This window comes from Bacillus sp. FJAT-27916 (assembly GCF_001183965.1).
Classification (GTDB): domain Bacteria; phylum Bacillota; class Bacilli; order Bacillales; family Pradoshiaceae; genus Pradoshia.
This window is the reverse complement of sequence record NZ_LFZV01000001.1, coordinates 2,179,176-2,197,806: the sequence shown is the minus strand read 5'-3', so window position 1 is coordinate 2,197,806 and position 18,631 is coordinate 2,179,176. Positions and strand designations below refer to the sequence as shown.

General features: G+C 43.5%; 18 protein-coding genes and 1 pseudogene. 15 read left to right on the top strand and 4 right to left on the bottom strand.

Features of this window, described 5'->3' with window-relative positions:
- The first annotated feature begins 1 nt into the window (after position 1).
- Positions 2 to 1,963, top strand: a complete 1,962-nt coding sequence (locus tag AC622_RS10570; RefSeq protein ID WP_049671044.1) for an AMP-binding protein — start codon at positions 2 to 4, stop codon at positions 1,961 to 1,963.
- Positions 1,964 to 2,115: 152 nt separating this feature from the next.
- Here the strand turns inward: AC622_RS10570 and AC622_RS10565 are convergent, their stop codons facing one another.
- Entirely contained in the window at positions 2,116 to 3,309 is a 1,194-nt protein-coding gene (locus tag AC622_RS10565) for an MFS transporter (RefSeq protein WP_049671043.1), read from the bottom strand.
- Between the two features lie 57 nt (positions 3,310 to 3,366).
- The gene (locus tag AC622_RS10560) at positions 3,367 to 3,810 is read right to left on the bottom strand and encodes a MarR family winged helix-turn-helix transcriptional regulator (protein ID WP_049671042.1); all 444 of its coding nucleotides are present in this window, start codon (positions 3,808 to 3,810) and stop codon (positions 3,367 to 3,369) included.
- Between the two features lie 255 nt (positions 3,811 to 4,065).
- Between AC622_RS10560 and AC622_RS10555 the strand changes: the two genes are divergently transcribed.
- The 3 genes from AC622_RS10555 (at position 4,066) to AC622_RS10545 (ending at position 8,075) form a co-directional block, all read left to right on the top strand.
- Entirely contained in the window at positions 4,066 to 6,543 is a 2,478-nt protein-coding gene (locus AC622_RS10555; RefSeq protein ID WP_049671041.1) for a DEAD/DEAH box helicase, read from the top strand.
- Between the two features lie 241 nt (positions 6,544 to 6,784).
- Entirely contained in the window at positions 6,785 to 7,372 is a 588-nt protein-coding gene (locus AC622_RS10550; RefSeq protein WP_049672900.1) for a GNAT family N-acetyltransferase, read from the top strand.
- Positions 7,365 to 8,075 (top strand): nucleotidyltransferase domain-containing protein, encoded by a 711-nt coding sequence (locus tag AC622_RS10545; RefSeq protein WP_049671040.1) that lies wholly within the window; start codon positions 7,365 to 7,367, stop codon positions 8,073 to 8,075. Before AC622_RS10550 ends, AC622_RS10545 begins: the two co-directional genes overlap by 8 nt.
- 145 nt (positions 8,076 to 8,220) lie before the next feature.
- On the opposite strand, the gene lexA is transcribed toward AC622_RS10545, so the two are convergent.
- Positions 8,221 to 8,847, bottom strand: a complete 627-nt coding sequence (gene lexA, locus AC622_RS10540) for a transcriptional repressor LexA (protein ID WP_049671039.1) — start codon at positions 8,845 to 8,847, stop codon at positions 8,221 to 8,223.
- Positions 8,848 to 9,011: 164 nt separating this feature from the next.
- Here lexA and yneA point away from each other — a divergent pair, with 164 nt between their 5' ends.
- The 5 genes from yneA to pepF all read left to right on the top strand — a co-directional run bounded on the left by yneA (position 9,012) and on the right by pepF (position 14,562).
- The gene (gene yneA, locus AC622_RS10535; RefSeq protein WP_049671038.1) at positions 9,012 to 9,329 is read left to right on the top strand and encodes a cell division suppressor protein YneA; all 318 of its coding nucleotides are present in this window, start codon (positions 9,012 to 9,014) and stop codon (positions 9,327 to 9,329) included.
- 89 nt (positions 9,330 to 9,418) lie between these two features.
- Positions 9,419 to 10,069 (top strand): YneB family resolvase-like protein, encoded by a 651-nt coding sequence (locus AC622_RS10530; protein WP_049672899.1) that lies wholly within the window; start codon positions 9,419 to 9,421, stop codon positions 10,067 to 10,069.
- Positions 10,070 to 10,145: 76 nt separating this feature from the next.
- A complete protein-coding gene (locus tag AC622_RS10525; protein WP_049671037.1) occupies positions 10,146 to 10,376 on the top strand; it encodes a DUF896 domain-containing protein in 231 nt (76 codons plus the stop codon).
- Positions 10,377 to 10,519: 143 nt separating this feature from the next.
- Positions 10,520 to 12,523 (top strand): transketolase, encoded by a 2,004-nt coding sequence (gene tkt / locus AC622_RS10520; protein WP_049671036.1) that lies wholly within the window; start codon positions 10,520 to 10,522, stop codon positions 12,521 to 12,523.
- A gap of 251 nt (positions 12,524 to 12,774) precedes the next feature.
- Complete coding sequence (gene pepF, locus AC622_RS10515; protein WP_049671035.1) at positions 12,775 to 14,562, top strand: oligoendopeptidase F; 1,788 nt, start codon at positions 12,775 to 12,777, stop codon at positions 14,560 to 14,562.
- A 581-nt stretch (positions 14,563 to 15,143) separates the two neighbouring features.
- Here pepF and AC622_RS20690 read toward each other — a convergent pair.
- Positions 15,144 to 15,350: pseudogene (locus AC622_RS20690) on the bottom strand (helix-turn-helix transcriptional regulator); the annotation flags it as partial.
- A gap of 229 nt (positions 15,351 to 15,579) precedes the next feature.
- Here AC622_RS20690 and AC622_RS10510 point away from each other — a divergent pair.
- The 6 genes from AC622_RS10510 to AC622_RS10490 all read left to right on the top strand — a co-directional run bounded on the left by AC622_RS10510 (position 15,580) and on the right by AC622_RS10490 (position 18,609).
- Entirely contained in the window at positions 15,580 to 16,026 is a 447-nt protein-coding gene (locus tag AC622_RS10510; RefSeq protein WP_049671034.1) for a hypothetical protein, read from the top strand.
- Between the two features lie 186 nt (positions 16,027 to 16,212).
- A complete protein-coding gene (gene sirA, locus AC622_RS10505; RefSeq protein WP_049671033.1) occupies positions 16,213 to 16,665 on the top strand; it encodes a sporulation inhibitor of replication protein SirA in 453 nt (150 codons plus the stop codon).
- Positions 16,666 to 16,829: 164 nt separating this feature from the next.
- The gene (locus AC622_RS10500) at positions 16,830 to 17,045 is read left to right on the top strand and encodes a YneF family protein (RefSeq protein WP_049671032.1); all 216 of its coding nucleotides are present in this window, start codon (positions 16,830 to 16,832) and stop codon (positions 17,043 to 17,045) included.
- A 264-nt stretch (positions 17,046 to 17,309) separates the two neighbouring features.
- Positions 17,310 to 17,468 carry a hypothetical protein gene (locus AC622_RS21025; RefSeq protein WP_156185610.1) on the top strand — a complete coding sequence of 53 codons (159 nt, stop codon included), beginning with the start codon at positions 17,310 to 17,312 and terminating at the stop codon, positions 17,466 to 17,468.
- Between the two features lies 1 nt (position 17,469).
- Complete coding sequence (locus AC622_RS10495) at positions 17,470 to 17,913, top strand: putative toxin-antitoxin system toxin component, PIN family (protein ID WP_049671031.1); 444 nt, start codon at positions 17,470 to 17,472, stop codon at positions 17,911 to 17,913.
- A gap of 141 nt (positions 17,914 to 18,054) precedes the next feature.
- Positions 18,055 to 18,609 carry a YrvL family regulatory protein gene (locus AC622_RS10490; protein ID WP_049671030.1) on the top strand — a complete coding sequence of 185 codons (555 nt, stop codon included), beginning with the start codon at positions 18,055 to 18,057 and terminating at the stop codon, positions 18,607 to 18,609.
- Positions 18,610 to 18,631 lie beyond the last annotated feature (22 nt).

Genomic DNA, 18,631 nt, shown 5'->3' with positions numbered 1-18,631 from the left:
CATGCAAATGTCTAAATGGGTGCCTGATGAGGATTCGATGAAATCACTTCGGCTCGTGCAATGGATGAAGGAATTGAATCTCCCTGATTATGATTCGTTCTATCAGAAGTCTATCCAGGAGCCGGAATGGTTTTGGTCGGCAGTGGAAAAAGAGCTTGGATTTGTCTGGAAGAAGCCGTATGAAGAGGTCTTGAACCTTGATAACGGGATTGCCCACCCGCATTGGTATGTCGGAGGGGAATGCAATCTCGTTGATACGGCATTGGCAAAATGGGCGGAAACGGACCGGATGGCCATACTTTGGGAGGGTGAACAAGGGGAAGTGAGGGAATACACCTATGCCGAGCTTCATGCTTGGGTAAGCCAGGTCGCTTCCGGCTTGCAAAAGGCCGGCATCCAAAAGGGTGACCGCATTACTCTCTTTATGCCCATGATTCCGGAGGCGACCGTTTCCATTCTCGCCGCTGCCAAAATTGGCGCGATTATCTCACCAATCTTCTCAGGCTATGCAGAAGAAGCGTTAAAAACCCGGGTTATTGCTGCTGGTGCGAAGATGATCATCACCGCTGACTCCTTTTTGCGCCGAGGCAAGCAAGTGGATATGCTGCAAACCGTACGCAATGCCCTCCCAGAACTTGGCGGTGTGGAAACAATCGTCGTTGTCGGCGGCAGCGATTTAGAAGCTCCATTCATGGACTGGTCAAGGCTGGAGGAGGCTGGCTCCTTTGAGGATTCCGTCCGGATGAAAAGCGATGACCCATTCATGCTGATCTATACCTCAGGGACGACGGGCAAGCCGAAGGGAACGGTTCACACACATGCAGGGTTTCCAATTAAGGCGGCCATTGATGCCCGTGTGGCGATGGACTTAGTGGAAGGGGATCGCCTCCTTTGGGTAACCGATATGGGCTGGATGATGGGACCTTTCCAGCTATTCGCAAGTCTGATGAATGGGGCGGCAATGGTCATGTATGATGGAGTACCTGATTATCCAGAATCCGATCGTCTCTGGAAGCTTGTCCACAAGTGGCGTGTCACCCAGCTGGGAATCTCGCCAACCCTTATCCGCTCACTGATGGCAAAGGGAGAGGGCTGGCTTGATGGGCATAATTTAAGCTCGTTAAAGGTGTTCGCTTCAACAGGTGAGCCGTGGAATTCCGCCTCCTGGCTCTGGCTCTTCCAGCAGGCAGGCAAAAGCCAGATACCCATTATCAACTATTCTGGCGGCACGGAAATCTCCGGCGGCATTCTCGGCAATGTGCTCGTAAAGCCCATCACACCGGCTGCCTTTAATACCCCATTGCCAGGAATGGAGGTAGTTGTTCTGGATGAGAACGGCCAGCAGGTAGTAAATAAGGTTGGCGAGCTTTGTCTGACAAAGCCGTGGGTCGGGATGACCAATGGTTTCTGGAATGAGCCGGAGCGCTACATAAAGACATACTGGAGTACTTATGACGGCTATTGGGTTCACGGCGACTGGGTTGAAACAGACGGGGAGTCCTGGGAAATCAAGGGCCGTTCAGATGATACACTCAATATTGCCGGCAAGCGGGTTGGACCGACTGAATATGAATCGATTCTCGTCAAGCATGAGGATGTCGTGGAAGCGGCAGCCATTGGAATACCTGATTCGATCAAGGGGGAGGCCTGCCTTTGCTTTGCTGTCTTAAAGGGACATGTCAAAGCTAGCAAGCTCCTGGAAGACGAGTTGCTTGAGATGATTGGGCATGGTCTTGGGAAGGCATTAAAGCCTAAAGGAATCTATTTCTTATCAGACCTTCCAAAGACGAGAAATCAGAAAATCATGAGACGGGTTATTAAATCCGCCTATTTGCAGCAGGAGCCCGGAGATTTATCCTCCTTAGTGAATCCGGAGGTTGTAAGGGAAATCGCCCTGTGCAACGAAGAAGACATAGCAGGTAATCATAGAAGTGAAGGCGATCTGATGAGAGGAAATCAATAATTTGTTGATAAGTCGAAAAGAAAAACAGAATTCCAGCAATGGAATGTTTGATGTAATATAGGTTGTTTTCATGTAAACGAGCGGAAGGGGGCTGTTTCAAAAGTCATTCAATGATTTTTGAAACAGCCCCCTCCTTTGTCATTATAGGCTCATTATTTCCAATCAAATTTTATCGATTTTGCTTTTAAAAGATAGAGCCAAGCAAGGGTAGTGAAAGAAATAAAGATCAACATCGTAATGGCTAATCCGCTTGTATAACTACTCCAGGCTAATGAACCAACAGTCATGCCGATACTGCCGACTACAGTAAATCCGAAATTCATCACAGAGGATGCTGCCCCGACATCTGTCTCAGTAGCTGATAATAATAAATCTGAAATCATTGGTCGGAAATAGGTCGATACAATCGAATAAATGACGTATGACAATAAGAAAATGACCGGACCTGCATGACCTACTGTGAAAATGAATACCGCTGAAATGATGGAGACAATAATCCCGATATTGATTGCTTTCTTGACAGAACCCGCTCCGAATTTCATGTAAATGACTGGACCCAAAATAGCAGCGGCAGAGTTAATGGCGAAATAGATACTGAAGGTTGATTCCGAAACACCAAAACCATCAATATAAATATAGGAGGCAATAGCCAGGTAAGCCATATACGGTGCTGCAATTAATGCTCCAACCATTAACACGCTTGTAAAATGACGGTTTCTGGCAATTTGGCCCAATCCTAAAATAGACTGAATGGTGCTCCCTTGCGTGCGTTCATGCCTTGGTAACGTTTCCTGTAAAAGGAGAGCACCAATGAGGGAAATACCTGTTAAGATGGCCAAGGCAATAAATGTCATTTTCCAATCAAAGATACTTAAAATGAGTGCTCCTAAAAGAGGAGCTAACATTGGAGCCAGCAGTCCGAATGCTTGTGTAACAGATAATACTTGTGACATTGATTTTCCTTCAAAGCTATCTTTAATTAAGGCTGTCGCAATCGCTACCATACCGCCTGCACCTACCGCTGAAGCTGCACGCGCAATAATTAAGAAGGTGATGGTTGGAGAAATTGCACACAGGCCACTAAATATCAAAGAAATAGAAATACTTGCAATCAAGATCGGTTTTCGGCCATATTTATCACTCATTGGACCTAGAATTAAAATGCCGATTGCCATGAAAATAAAAAAGATCGTCATGGTAGAACTCATTAATGTAGAGGATGTCTTAAAGTATGCCGTCATTTCAGGCAACGCCGGCATATATAAGTCAGTCGATAATGGCGGTATCATCGATAGTATGGTAATCAATGCGATTAAACCAGAATTCTTTAAATACTTTTGCTTCATAACTAAACTCCTTGTATAACATATAGCTTGCTATATAAGTGTGGAAAAATAAATGCATCACATATGACGTAATGCATTTGCTGCCATCCTACTCATGAAAGGCTTTAATAGATGAATCTCTTCATCCGAAAATCCCTCTAAAAGCATTTGCTCTGTTTGATGAATACTTTGATAAATAGCATCAAGAACATCTAGTGCAGCGCCAGTTAATGAAATAATGCGAGCTCTCGAATCGTCTGGGTCGATGTGACGGACGATAAAATTTTTATGCTCCAGCCGGTTTAATAAGCCTGTTACAGTCGGGTTCGAATAATTCAAGGCACGCTCAATATCACGCTGCCGGAACACTTTATCTGATTCATGCGCAAGTAATATAATGACATCTGCCTGACTTTTCGTTAAGCCAATCTGCTTCAGATGTTCATCTCCAATTCGTTTGACAAGATGCTCAATCATTTTCACATGTGTAAGAACAATAGGCTCTTTTTGGGAATTCTTCATTATAGCACCTCACTTATAAAAGCATCTTTCAGAATTATATAGCTAGCTATATAATCTGTCAACTACCTTCCATTCTATCGTCGCATTTCTTGGGTTAACGAAATGAAGCAGTACGGTTTGGAATCGAAGTATCTTTTGAGCTTCATTTAAACCGTAAAAATATTATGTAAACAAAAACAAATTTCGATTTTTCCTCAGACTTCTGTATATAATGATACCTATATAAAAGAAGTAATATGTTGATGGGAGTACTGAATGGTGGATATTTTGGAAAAAGGGTACATCGCTGCCGTAGAAAAAGCAAAGAATGATGTACTGAATGATCTATATCTTTATTTCGAACAAACGGATGAAAAGCCTACGTTCGATGAGTATATGCGTTATACTGGCGGCCGCTTTGAGCAAATTTGGCGATTGGCCTGGAAGAGCAAGACCGTCCAGCGCATGAACCGGTATGAGAAGCTCCGATTTTTGGAGAGCCGTGGTTTGTCAGCAGACGGCTTATCCAAAAAAGGCATCAATAAGCTGATTGAACAGGAGCTTGATGGCTACCGTACATTTGATCTGTATAATTGGGTCGTTGATTATTTTAAACAATCCCCGCATTTATGGGATGAATTATATGAGGATGTGAAGGTGAAGAAGCAGAAGGAATACTTCGAGACCCGCATCTTAAAGGATAGTATGCTGGATAGTTTAATGCAGGCACGGATGAAATTATACATCTTCCTGCGAGCGGATGTGGCAAAGCATTTAGCGTTTGAGCTGGAGGGGATTCCAAAGGCAAATCTTCATGGGGCAAAGACGCTCGCTGATCTTTTTCACCTGGATATTCAGCGAAGCGACGGTGAATGGGTGCTTGAGGATTTTGAACTGGAGGCATTCATTGGAAGGCTGACCTATGAGAGAATCATTCCAGCTATTCAAAACAGTCTGCCAGATGAATTGAAGGAACAGTACGAGCTGCTAAGCGGTGAGAAAATCAGCCGCCATCTTATATGGCAGCTGATTGGCGGTAGGATTGAGGAGTTAGAATGGGAATTCCAGGAGGAACTCGAACAGGAGCAGGTAAATGAGCTGCTGGAAGCGGCGGCGATTCCCTTTCAGTATGAGACCCATTACCGGCTGTATCACGAGCAGGCGGAAAACCGAGAGCGCAAACGGGCCGAAGAGCTTGCGGAGCAAAGAAGGCTGGAGGAGGAAAAGAACCGACAGCTGGAGGACATCTTCGGCAAGGAATACCGGACGTCCATTTATCAAAATACGCGGTATGTGCTTCATATCGGAGAAACGAATACCGGCAAGACATATCAGGCATTGAAACAGATGAAGGCCGCACCTACTGGTATTTATTTGGCTCCATTGAGGCTTCTCGCGCTCGAGGTCTATGAGGCGTTAAGAAGCGAGGGCATTTCCTGTGCGCTGAAGACAGGGGAAGAAGAGAAGCATATGGAGGATGCGACTCACTTCTCCTGCACAGTCGAGATGTTCCATGAGAAGGATTATTATGACGTGATGGTCATAGATGAAGCGCAGATGATTGCCGATAAAGACCGTGGTTTCTCCTGGTACCGGGCCATTCAAAAGGCTCATGCGAGGGAGGTCCATATCATTGGAAGCCATAGTGCGAAAAAGATGCTATTGAACATGCTTGAGGGAAATGATGTGGAGCTGCATGAATATCACCGGAATGTCCCTCTTAAGGTAGAGGAAAAACCGTTTAAGCTGTCTCATGTGAAGCAAGGGGATGCCTTGATTGTCTTCTCACGCGCGAAGGTGCTCCAGACAGCCTCCCGACTGGAAAGGGACGGTCATAAGGTCAGCATCATCTACGGAAGCATGCCCCCTGAGACAAGGGCTAAGCAGATGAAGCGATTCATTGATAAGGAATCAAAGGTCATCGTTTCAACGGATGCCATCGGAATGGGGTTAAACCTGCCAATCCGCCGTGTCGTCTTCCTTGAAAACGAGAAATTTGACGGAACGAGAAGAAGAATGCTCACCTCCCAGGAAGTAAAGCAGCTAGCCGGACGTGCCGGCAGGAAGGGTCTCTACAACGTCGGTTTGGTTGCCTTTACCTCGCAAATTGACATCATGACAAGACTTTTAGAGGATGAGGATAAATCGATCAATACCTTCACGATTGCCCCGACCCAGCAGGTGTTTGACCGGTTTGCCCGCTATCATTCCTCCCTTGAGCATTTCTTCTACCTTTGGGGAGAATTCAAAAATCCACATGGGACGAAGAAGGCGCCGCTGACTCAGGAGCGGGAGCTGTATGAGCATATCCGGAATACTGATATTGAACGACGGTTCTCGCCAAGTGATTTATACGGATTCCTGCATCTTCCATTTTCGAGCAATGAACCAGCACTGGTGCGGCAATGGATGGCCAACATGAAGGCCGTCATTCATAACTCAGACCTGCCAGAGCCCATTATGAAGCAGGATACACTGGATGAATTGGAGCTTTCCTATAAATCCATCGGCCTTCATTTATTGTTCCTTTACCGGCTGGGCCGGAAAACGGAGGCCTATTATTGGGAGCGGATCCGGGAAGAAATCAGTACACGGGCTCACTCAAAGCTCCGGACAGATGTGAAGAAATATCAGAAGAAATGCCGATCATGCGGCAAGTCACTGCCTGGTGAGTACCCCTATAATATTTGCCAATCCTGTTATGATGACAGGCTGCTGCAAAGGCATCACTATCGGGGCAGAAACTTTAGATAAAGTGAAACGACCATCCGTGGGTGTTTTTCCCCCGTGGATGGTTAGTTGAGCCAATTGGGCTTTTATGGACAGTTGACCTCCCACGAAAGCATCTCGATGATCCTGTAGGTTAGTGGGAGTCTTACGGTCCGTAAATGCGGGATAAACAAAAAGCAGCATTCCATGAATTTTTGGGGTGCTGCTTTTTTCGGTTTTTTCAAAAATATTTTATAATGAGAGAAAAGAGGGTGAGGTGACGGCAGTGAAGGTGGAGGATGTGTTCGGTTCATTTCCTGCTTTAGAAACGGAACGGCTGTTATTGAGAAAGCTGACGAAGGACGACGCGCAAGATGTGTTTGAGTATGGCTCTGACCCTAAGGTCACGAAATACGTGACGTGGAACACGCATCAATCATTGAAAGATACCCGAGAATTTATGGAGTTTTCCTTAGGGAAATATGAGAATAAGGAACTCGCTCCATGGGGAATGGAATGGAAAGAGAACGGCAAGCTGATTGGGACAATCGATTTCGTCTCATGGGACATTCGTAACCGAGTGGGGGAGATTGGCTATGTCCTATCACGTGATTACTGGGGAAAAGGCATCACGACAGAGGCAGCAAAAAAAGTGATTGAGTTTGGATTTGAGGAAATGGATTTAGTGCGTATCCAGGCTCGATGCTCTACAGAAAATGTAGGCTCTGAGCGGGTGATGCAGAAAGCTGGGATGAGCTATGAAGGCATTATTCGAAAAGGATTGTTCGCTAAGGGAAAACATCATGATCTGAAGCTGTATTCCGTTTTGCGAGAGGAGTACGATGCTGAGGCGGAGGGAGAAAGAAATGAATAAACGACTGGCCCCATTAACTGCTTCTATGAGGATTATCGAGAAATATTTCCCGGATTGTCACGGAGCAATCCTGTCCGGCAGCGCTGCTCGCGGGGAAGTGACAGAGACCTCGGATTTGGATATCATCGTTTTTGATGACCGTCTCCAGGACTCTTATCGTGAGTCGTTCATCGATTTTAGCTGGCCAATTGAGGTATTTGTCCATAATTTGACCTCTTATCAGTTTTTTTTCGAGCGTGATTGCCGGGAAGGAAGAGCTTCCTTGCCGCGAATGATAGCTGAGGGAACGGTGTTGAAGGATATGGGAGCGTTGAAGAAGATTCAGGATGAGGCAAAGGCATTGCTAATGAATGGCCCAGAGGTGTGGACACAGGATACGATTACATACAAGCGGTATTTTATCACAGATCTATTGGATGATTTAACAGGAAGTCAAAATCGAGGGGAACGCATCTTTATCGCTGGGAGTCTGGCTGAACGATTGAGCGAGTTTGTGCTTAGGACAAATAGGCAATGGACGGGCTCATCTAAATGGATGATTCGCTCTTTGTCCCAGTATGATAAAGAATTGGCGGATGGTTTTATGGAAGCTTTTAATCATTTCTATAAAACGGATGACACGAAACCGATTGAAAGGGCAGCAGCCAGTATACTTGAACCGTATGGCGGAAGGCTGTTCGAGGGTTTTTCACTAGGAAAATAGAATAGGAAGAAGCACAATGCTTGAGCTTATCTCAAGCATTTTTTTGTGCGGTTATGCTGCATAAACTCTAGTAAACATTCATATAGTCTACTAAGAATCTAGCAATTGAAGGAAAAAACCAGCCGTTTAATAGGCTGGCTCTTGATTAGTGAATATTTCTGTATAGGCCGATGACTTTTCCTAAAATGCTGACATTTTGAAGGATAATGGGGTCTAGCATAGAGTTCTCCGGCTGTAAGCGGAAATGATTCTCTTCCTTGAAGAAACGTTTAACGGTTGCCTCGTCATCCTCGGTCATAGCGACGACAATCTCGCCGTTGTTGGCCGTATGCTGCTGGCGGACGATCACATAGTCACCGTCAAGGATGCCGGCTTCAATCATACTGTCTCCCATGATTTCAAGCATGAACACGTTCTCATCTGCCGGTGCCATATGCTCAGGTAGTGGGAAGTACTCCTCAATGTTCTCGATCGCGGTGATAGGCTGTCCTGCTGTAACCTTACCAATAAGAGGAACACTAACGGAGTTTGCTTTTGGAATATGATCATGCGGATCCATATCAAGAATCTCAATGGCACGCGGTTTCGTTGGGTCACGTCGAATGAGTCCCTTGCTTTCCAGCCGAGCTAAGTGTCCGTGAACGGTTGAGCTTGAGGCAAGTCCGACTGCTTCCCCAATCTCCCTTACGGAAGGCGGATACCCCTTCGTCCGAACTTCTTCTTTAATGTATAGTAAAATATCTTGCTGTCGCTTTGATAGTTTTGTTGTCATCTCCCGCACCTCTTTATCTGATCTTTGTCGTTATTATATCATGAGGGGAACACTAGTACAAACATAAGTTCGATTTTTCTTGTTGACACGAAACATTTGTTCGGTTTATACTGAATTTACGAAAAGCGAACATATATTCTTATTTTGTGGAGGGATTTTTACATATGAAACACGTTTGGTCTTCTTACTCATATACCATCATTTTTACGGTTGGACTTTTTCTTTTAATTTTATTGGCGACTGTCACGAATTTTGAAAAGAGCGATGATCAATATGTGAAAGTGACGGTTGAGAGCGGAGATACGTTATGGGCTATGGCAGAGCAGTACGAGGATGCGAATATGTCTACGACGGAATTTGTCAAATGGGTTCGAGAGGCTAATGAACTTCAAACTACCCACATTAAAGAAGGCCAAACGATTATCCTTCCGATTGAAAAGAATGCGGATATCCTGCATTTGGCAGACTCAAATAAAGAATAAACGCTATAATGAAACTAGTGAAGGCCGGGGCATTCGTTCCGGCCTTCCATGCATATCTCAGGAAGAAATTATAGAGAATGGTGAGAGAAATGAAGGTTGGAATTTACTGCAGGGTCAGTACAGAAAAGAGCACACAGGAGACCTCTCTTGATAGACAGGAGCAGGAATTAACCCAGCTTGCCGCAATGAAAGGCTTTGAGGTCGTCACGATTGAAAAGGAGCAGGCGAGCGGCTATGACTTGGAGAGGGAGGGAATCCTGGTCCTGCTCGAGCAAATGCGCAATAAAGAAATAGAAGGGCTTCTTATTCAGGATGAAACACGGCTAGGCCGGGGGAACGCGAAGATTGCCTTGATGCACTGCATCTATAAGGAGGGCATTAAGCTATATACCGTGACACATAACGGTGAGCTTGAAGTGTCTGAAACAGATGCCATGCTCCTGCAGATCATCAGCATTGTTGAGGAATATCAGCGCAAGCTGCAAAACAGCAAGATTCGCAGGGGGATGAAGCGGGCTATAGAGAATGGCTACAACCCTGCCAAGAATTTGTCGAATCAGCATGTCGGCGGCGGCAGGGAGCGTTCAGAGGTCCCAATCCAAGAGATCATCGCACTCAGAATCAAAGGGCTGACATTTGCCGAGATTACGGAGAATTTAAATCGCAGAGGCTATGAGGTCTCAAAAGCGACGGTTCATCGCCGCTATGCGGAGCATGCCGAAAAACAAAAGCATGTATAATAGATACTTCTTGAAATAGTGTCGGTTTTTCTATACGATGTCAGTAATTGATTTTTTAGGAAAAGGAGCAATATACATGCTGCCAAAAAGCAAAATTAATCGAATTAATGAATTATCCAAGAAGGCGAAGGAAGGCAGCCTTACAACAGAGGAAGCGAAGGAACAATCCTTGCTGCGCGCTGAATATTTAGAGGCTTTCCGTGCTTCCATGAGAAAGACAATTGAGGGAGTAACCATCATTGACCCAGAAGGAAATGACGTGACACCGGAAAAGGTTAAGCAAATTCGCAATAAAAGACTTCATTAATGGGTAAGAGATAGTAGGAGCTTCCACTCTTCGTTGAAATTTTTGTCAATTCTGTAGAATTGGGTAAATAATGTTGTCAATATAACTTTGTTTCATTTATAGTAAGACTGAAGTATGTTAATCGGAAAGGATGTAGACTGACTATGTTTACTGAAAAGGATCAATTAGCGATTACAGCTATTCGTACACTTTCAATTGATGCAATCGAAAAAGCCAATTCTGGTCACCCAGGGATGCCGATGGGCGCTGCGCCTATGGCCTACACATTATGGACTCGTTTCATGAACCATAACCCAAATAATCCAGAATGGTTCAACCGTGACCGTTTTGTGTTGTCTGCAGGACATGGATCCATGCTTTTATACAGTCTTCTTCACTTATCCGGATATGGACTTGATATGGAAGAAATCAAGAATTTCCGTCAATGGGATTCTAAAACACCTGGCCACCCGGAATATGGCCACACTCGCGGGGTTGAAGCAACGACTGGTCCACTAGGACAAGGGATTGCAATGGCTGTTGGGATGGCCATGGCTGAACGTCATTTAGCCGCAACTTACAACAAAGAGAACTATGAAGTAGTCGACCATTATACATACAGCATCTGTGGAGATGGCGACTTAATGGAAGGCGTATCTGCAGAAGCAGCTTCATTGGCTGCACACTTGAAGCTTGGCCGTTTAGTCGTTCTATATGATTCAAATGACATCTCCCTTGATGGGGAATTGAACATGAGCTTCTCTGAAAGCGTAGCGGACCGCTTTAAGGCGTATGGCTGGCAATATATCCGCGTAGAAGACGGCAATGATTTGAGTGAGATTGCCAAAGCGCTGGAAGAGGCAAAAACAGATCTTGATCGTCCAACTATGATTGAAGTTAAAACAGTTATTGGTTATGGAGCACCGAATAAATCCGGTAAATCTGCCGTGCATGGCGCTCCGCTTGGCGAAGATGAAATGAAGCTGACGAAAGAATACTATAAATGGACATTCGAAGAAGATTTCTATGTACCTGAAGAAGTATATGAGACATTCAAAGATACAGTTATTGAAACAGGCGCTAAGAAAGAAGAGGAATGGAACCAATTATTCGCAAGCTATAAGGAAGAGTATCCAGAGCTTGCTGCTCAGCTTGAAACAGCTATCAATGGTGAGCTTCCAGAAGGCTGGGATAAAGACATTCCTGTTTATGAAGCAGGCAAGGCTGTTGCAACACGTAATTCCGGCGGCGAAGTGCTGAACGCCATTGCGAAAAATGTACCATCCTTATTCGGAGGTTCCGCTGACTTGGCTGGTTCAAACAAAACGATGCTGAATGGCGAGAAGGATTTCCTTCCAGGAGCTTATGATGGACGCAACATTTGGTTTGGTGTACGTGAATTTGGAATGGGTGCTGCGTTGAATGGTATGGCGCTTCATGGAGGACTCCATGTGTACGGCGGTACATTCTTTGTCTTCTCTGACTACCTGCGTCCAGCTATCCGTTTGGCTGCGCTTATGAACCTGCCTGTTACTTATGTGTTCACACATGATAGTATCGCAGTAGGGGAAGACGGTCCGACACATGAGCCAATCGAGCATCTTGCGGCCTTGCGCGCAATGCCGAATGTTTCCTTGATCCGTCCTGCTGACAGCAATGAAGTGGCGGCGGCTTGGAAAGCGGCGCTTACTAGCAAGAATAAACCAACGGCGCTTGTTCTATCCCGCCAAAACCTCATGACATTGCCATTGTCTGCTAAATTGGCAGGAGAGGGCGTTCAAAAGGGTGCCTATGTGGTATCTCCTGCTAAGAAAGACCAAGCAGATGCAATCCTTCTTGCATCCGGTTCTGAGGTTGGCCTTGCTGTTCAAGCCCAAGGCGTATTGGCTGGTGAAGGTATTGATGTATCTGTTGTCAGCATCCCGTCCTTCGACCGCTTCGAAGAGCAATCTGCGGAATACAAGGAATCTGTCCTTCCTAAATCCGTTAAGAAACGCTTGGCAATCGAGCTTGGCACTTCCTTCGGCTGGGAACGTTACACTGGCGATGAAGGCCGCGTACTTACGATGGACCGCTTCGGTGCATCTGCACCAGGAGATCTATTGATGGAGAAATTCGGTTTCACACCATCCAATGTGGTTTCTATCGTAAAAGACATGTTGAAATAAGCACGATGAAAAGCCGTCCAGCGTGGTATAAGCCCGCAGGACGGCTTTTTCTTAAGGCAATCTGAACTGCTCGTAAAAGATTAAGCGATGAGGAACCCCCTTGATTGATAGAAATCTTATCGTATCTTTCAAGCAAGTATAGTAAGTTTTTTGCTCTTTATTGGTAAACTAGAGAGATAAGGGACCTGTGCTAATACGGGCCTATCTATGTATATACATAAACAATGGACAAATGAACAGGAGGCAGCCACATGAAACAGTATAAAGATCGCAATGAAGTACCAGACCATGAGAAATGGGATTTGACTGACCTTTACTCCAGCATAGACGATTGGGAGAAGGATTATCAGCAGGTAGAGGGACTTGTCGGTGAGATTGCTGCCTATAATGGGGCAATACAGAATGGCAAGGACTTACTTGATTATTTGACTAAGAATGAAGAGACAGATGCCATCTTCACGAATATATACGTGTATGCGATGCTGCTTGGTGATTTGGATACACGAGAATCATTGGCGCAAAATTTACTGGCGAAAGCACGTACGCTTAGCGTGAAGTTAAGCGAGGCCGGCGCATTCTTCATGCCGTACTTATTAAGCTTGGATGAAGAGACGTTGCGCACGTATATTAAGGAACAGGAGGGACTCCAGTACTTCGAGAAGGACTTATGGGATGCGTTCCGTTATAAGAATCACACCTTGAATAAGGAACAGGAGGAGCTCTTATCGAAATTAGGGGAAACCTTCTCTGCTCCGAATACGACCTTTCAAATGTTTAATAATGCGGACATTCAGTTCGGCGAGGTATCTGACGGCAATGGCGATATGGTCGAGCTCACGAGGGGGATGTACTCAAAGCTGATTGAGGACACTGACCGAAATGTACGGAAAGAGGCCTATAAAGCCTATTACAAGCCGTACCTACAATATGCGAACGTGATTGCTTCTACCTTATCAGCCAATATTAAGAACAATGTTGTGCGGACAAAGATTCGAAACTACTCATCGGCACTTGAGAAGGCATTGTTTGCTGATAAGGTGCCGGTTGAGGTATATGAGAATTTGATTGAAACGACCAGAAAGAATTTGGATGCGAAGCACCGTTATAATGAGATTCGAAAGGAAATCCTCGGTCTTGAACAATTGAAGCCATATGATTTGAGTGTCGATCTTGTAGAAGGTGTGAAGCAGGATATCAGCTATCACGAAGCCTACGAGAACATGCTAAAGGCACTTCATCCGCTTGGTGAGGAGTATTTAAGCATCCTCAGCAGCTTCCGTGACAAACGCTATGTCGATGTCAGGGAAACGCCAGGGAAGCGCTCTGGTGCCTATAATCTTGGCGTTTATGGGGTACACCCGTTCATCCTGTTGAATCATCATGATGATATTGACAGCCAGTTCACGCTCGTTCATGAGATGGGCCATGCGATGCACAGCTATTATTCCTCGACCTATCAGCCAAGAATCTCAGCCGGCTATTCCATCTTTGTGGCAGAGGTTGCCTCAACTGTAAATGAGGTGCTGTTAATTCATTACTTATTAAAAGAAACGACAGATCCGAAGAAACGGAAATACTTATTGAATTACTTTATTGACCAGTTCAACGGAACCTTCTTCACGCAGGTTATGTTCAGTGAGTTTGAGAAAATCACGCATGAGAAGGCAGAGCAAGGAGAGCCGCTCAATAAGGAATCCTTCAATCAAATATACGGCCAATTATCGAATGCCTACAGCGGTGATGTCGTAGAAGAAGAGGAAGAAACACCATACGGCTGGTCACGAATCCCGCATTTCTACCGTCCATTCTATGTGTACAAATATGCGACTGGATTTGTCTCCGCCATTCATTTGGCAGGGGAATTGCTGAAGGGCAACAAAGAGGTTCAAGCCTCCTATCTGGAATTCTTGAAGAGCGGAAGCTCCGAATATCCGCTTGATCTCTTGAAGAAGGCAGGGGTTGATTTGACCTCGCCTGAGCCAATTAATAACGCGATGAAACAGTATCGGGAATTGATTGAGGAGTTTGCCTCATTGTAAGAGAAAAAGAAAAAAGAGTTTGGGACTAAATGGAATAAATGATTTTCAAAAATGAGTGATTGTCACTTATTCTTCCTATTCAACAGCAGTTGGAAATATACAATCGTTTCATTCAGCAAAATGCACTCGCTTTCCGCGGGGAGGAAGGCTTGAGCCTCCTCGGCACTTACGCCTGCGGGGTCTCAGCCTTTCCTCTACTTCCCGCAGGAGTCGAGTGCATTTCGCTCCATTTCACTAGTCAAAGAAAGCAACAATCAACGAATGCATAGAAAACAACAAATAAAGACCCGAATGATTAGACGATAGATTTATTCCTTTATCGTCTAATCATTCGGGTTTATCATTTGGCTGGAATACTTATGTCCCCGCCTCTTCTTTTTTATTCATCCTCAAATTCATCCATTATCCTTGCTCTTAAGCATAAACATAGAACGAGGGGATAAACCCGCAAATAAATAAGATGCGCCAAAGAGGGCACCATCCTTCCATTCCTTCCTGGATAAAGGAATAGCTGAGTATATCGATAATCCCGATGGTTTGAATGATATAGACACTCCTGATGTTTTGTAGGTTCTTTAAGATCAGCCGTTCATCCTGTATTTTCTTCTTTCTGAATCCTCCTCATCTACCCAAAAAAGTTCACCTATTGTGGCGTTAACTGCATAGCATATGAGCAGGCATAATTTCAAGGGAGGGTGATATGCCCCCTTTTCGTTCAGGCCTACAGTCTGTCTCGTTATGCCCGCAGCTTCCGCTAGTTTAGCTTGAGTTATCCCAGCTTTTATGCGTGCTGATTTAACTGAATTTCCCCATGATGCTCCCGACTACCACAGAGTGTACTTCCATTCAAACCCCATTTGTATATGGATTACAAGGAAAGTCAGATTTACGAAAATAGTCATTAAGTTGGGAAATATAGCATAAATCACTAGAGGAAAACAAGAGAAATGGCAGACATTCCTCAGTTATTTAGAGGGTATACATCCTAAACAAAGATAGGTTGAGGTGAACAGATGCATGTTCGATAAACTCCGTAACAAATGGAAGGAAATAGGAAGAGATGGGGTGACGATCCCTATTAAGCCGGTGATGCTAGAACAGCTGATTAAAAGGCAGCCAGAGCTTAAGGATATTAAGGTAGAAATATCCTCTGAGAATTTGGTTATTAGAGGGACAACTGAGATGAAGAAAGGTTTAATTAGGAAGGATATAGCCTTTGAAGTAGCTTTAAAGCCCATTCATATGGAAAAGAGAATCATCCTGTTTGAGTTAATTCGAGTAAAGCCGGTTGATATAAATATGATTAATTCACGATTATTCCATAAACCGCCTTTTGCGCAATACAGTGAACGTACGGTAAAAATTGATTTTAATTCATGGGATATCGTCAAAAAAGTGCCCGTTGGTCACATTAAGAGTTATGAGATGACGAATGGAGCTATTAATCTTACTCTTTCTTTTTGATAATCTTTCAGTTTTCCCTAAACATATGCTTTAAAAAGGAGACAACCGTCAAACTTTTGACCTAATTGGAGCAAATGCAAGCAAAATTCATCCTTTCGACAAAATTAGAGGTTATCTGCATCAGATTTTTACAGAAAATGTATACTATTTTGTCTATAATAGATGCAAAGGAATAGGAGGGACAGTATGCGCACATATATTATTTATTTAATTGAAAACCAATTCGCCAATCATTTTTATGGCCGTGAATATATGTTTTATAACTTATTCCAGGATTTTGAGGAAGCTGAAGGGGATGACAAGCGAATTCTCCGCCGGCAGATTATGTGTGTGACAAAACGAATCCCTGCCAATCTGTTCAACTCTTATATGAATGAAAAAATCAAAAGTAAACAAGGATGTTTTGAAGAAAACGGGGTATATTATATCCGTAAGAATAGAAATGGAGCGTTCAGTGAAGCCTCTCTCGGCTACCGGAACCACTCATTGATTCTGCACGCTTCAGGAAGCTATGAGAGTGAGACGATTTTCTTTGAATGGCTCAGGCAATGGAATCCATACTTCCTCGCACTCGACACAGGGGAAGGACGCTGTGCATGGCTCAGACCAATCAAGCAGCCGAAATTCATTCTTTCTTGAGCATGGAAGCCATAACCTTTCCTCTCTAGCTTTAAAATTGCTACTTTTCAAGCGATAACAGCATAATACGCCAAAATCTGATAGAAATATCACCCCACATATGGTATTATTACTCTTGGTTTAATAATGTCTGTTAGACAGCACGGAGGAGGTTATTAAGGATTATGTTATACTATATTCTAACAGGAATCATTGCCTTGCTTGCTGGTGTAGCTTTAGGATTCTTCATCGCACGTAAATACATGATGGACTACCTAAAGAAAAACCCGCCAATTAATGAGCAAATGATTAAGATGATGATGACACAAATGGGAATGAAACCTTCCCAAAAGAAAGTAAATCAAATGATGAATGCGATGAACAAGCAACAAGGGAAATAATTCTTTGTTCGTTCTATGCATGAATCCATCAAACTAGGTTAATGATCGTCTTTTACATAAAAGATTTTCAGGCAATAACCTCGTGAACTTTCATGACTGAAATGATAAAACCACTTTTCTGATTGAACAGAAGAGTGGTTTTTATTTTTATCAGAGGGAATATTGTCGAAAAGTAAAACTCCAAAATTTAACATTTCGATGCTACCATTGGGGTATAGAAAATATACATATTACCAAAGATAAAGAGATGTGGGGGTGATATGTATGAAAAAGGAGGACAAAGAAATGGGTACTCAAATTCAAGATAAAGAAAAAACGCTTGATTTTATGGAGAATATTCAAGACATTATTAATAAAACGATTAAAGAACAAGGATTAACGAAAAGGGAAATTGAAAAAGCATTGAACTATCATAGAAGGTGATATGACTAAAAGATATAAAGTTGTTTTAGACACGAATGTATTTATCCATGGGTGGTTTTATGGGGATGAAGATTGTCAAACAATCCTAAAATTAGTGAAGAAACGAAAAATATATATTGGTTTTTCTCAAGATTCAATTGGAGAACTTATGTATGTCTCAAAAAATTTTGCGAGGAATTTTATACGAAAAGAGCAAGATCGTTTATCTTTTATGTCAGATATCTCTAAGCTCTTTTATTATGGCAGCTCGGCTAATATAAGCCAGATGCCGGATATAGATAAAATTAAAGATAAAACCGATTTAATGTTTGTTAAGTGTGCGTTCGTTTATGAGGCTGATTTTTTAGTATCCAATGATTATAGGAGTGGGATGTTTGATATAGATGGTCAATCATTTCATGTTGTTAATACTTCTGATTTTCTTAAAGTATATAAGGAGAGTTAGAATGAATGACAACAATATATTACATACAAATTTTATAAGATAGATAGATTTTCAGAAGTGACTCTTATAGAAGAGTCTTTTTTATTTATTGTTTTATCAAGATTGTTCTTTGTCTAACCTACTTGAAAAAGGGGGAGTATCGTGAAAAATCTACTGGCCATCATTTCGGTATTTATGATTCTGCTCGCCATCTTTGCCCCAGCAGGAATCATGTATGCGTTCCTTATTCATTTCACAGGGCAGGATTACGCCTCAATCCCATATTTGCTATTATTTCTCATCTTGTTTTGCATGATTGATATAGGCGTCGGTACATGGATAGATTCCTTGTTAAATGCTGTGAAGGACCGATATAAAGCGTTTTATACCAATACATTCCTTCGTACATTGCTGGAATGGGGCGGAACGTTGATCGTATTGAGCATGCTTGATTTCTTTATGGATGGAATAGAAATTTCTTTGCTGATGAAAGTGGTGATTACCATTATTCATGGGGTGACAGGTCTTTTCTTAGAGAACATAGAGATGGATGAGGAGGAAGGAAGGGGATTACCTCCGGAGGTTGAGGCAGATATTCAGCGTCTTCTGCAGGAGGAGAGCTGGACAGATTGTGTGAAAAGAATCCAGGCTAAATACCCGGAGATACCAAAAAGTGAGATTATCAGGGCTGTTCGAAGCATACATAGACAGAAATAAAGGCTCCAGGTTTTAACAGCTG

Coding starts and splice junctions, on each gene's coding strand:
- pepF (WP_049671035.1), top strand. CDS start 12,775: ATGAAACAGTATAAAGATCGCAATGAAGTACCAGACCATGAGAAATGG.
- AC622_RS10545 (WP_049671040.1), top strand. CDS start 7,365: ATGAATAAACGACTGGCCCCATTAACTGCTTCTATGAGGATTATCGAG.
- AC622_RS10525 (WP_049671037.1), top strand. CDS start 10,146: ATGCTGCCAAAAAGCAAAATTAATCGAATTAATGAATTATCCAAGAAG.
- AC622_RS10510 (WP_049671034.1), top strand. CDS start 15,580: ATGTTCGATAAACTCCGTAACAAATGGAAGGAAATAGGAAGAGATGGG.
- AC622_RS10500 (WP_049671032.1), top strand. CDS start 16,830: ATGTTATACTATATTCTAACAGGAATCATTGCCTTGCTTGCTGGTGTA.
- AC622_RS10565 (WP_049671043.1), bottom strand. CDS start 3,309: ATGAAGCAAAAGTATTTAAAGAATTCTGGTTTAATCGCATTGATTACC.
- AC622_RS10555 (WP_049671041.1), top strand. CDS start 4,066: ATGGTGGATATTTTGGAAAAAGGGTACATCGCTGCCGTAGAAAAAGCA.
- lexA (WP_049671039.1), bottom strand. CDS start 8,847: ATGACAACAAAACTATCAAAGCGACAGCAAGATATTTTACTATACATT.
- AC622_RS10560 (WP_049671042.1), bottom strand. CDS start 3,810: ATGAAGAATTCCCAAAAAGAGCCTATTGTTCTTACACATGTGAAAATG.
- tkt (WP_049671036.1), top strand. CDS start 10,520: ATGTTTACTGAAAAGGATCAATTAGCGATTACAGCTATTCGTACACTT.
- AC622_RS10530 (WP_049672899.1), top strand. CDS start 9,419: ATGAAGGTTGGAATTTACTGCAGGGTCAGTACAGAAAAGAGCACACAG.
- sirA (WP_049671033.1), top strand. CDS start 16,213: ATGCGCACATATATTATTTATTTAATTGAAAACCAATTCGCCAATCAT.
- AC622_RS21025 (WP_156185610.1), top strand. CDS start 17,310: ATGAAAAAGGAGGACAAAGAAATGGGTACTCAAATTCAAGATAAAGAA.
- yneA (WP_049671038.1), top strand. CDS start 9,012: ATGAAACACGTTTGGTCTTCTTACTCATATACCATCATTTTTACGGTT.
- AC622_RS10495 (WP_049671031.1), top strand. CDS start 17,470: ATGACTAAAAGATATAAAGTTGTTTTAGACACGAATGTATTTATCCAT.
- AC622_RS10570 (WP_049671044.1), top strand. CDS start 2: ATGCAAATGTCTAAATGGGTGCCTGATGAGGATTCGATGAAATCACTT.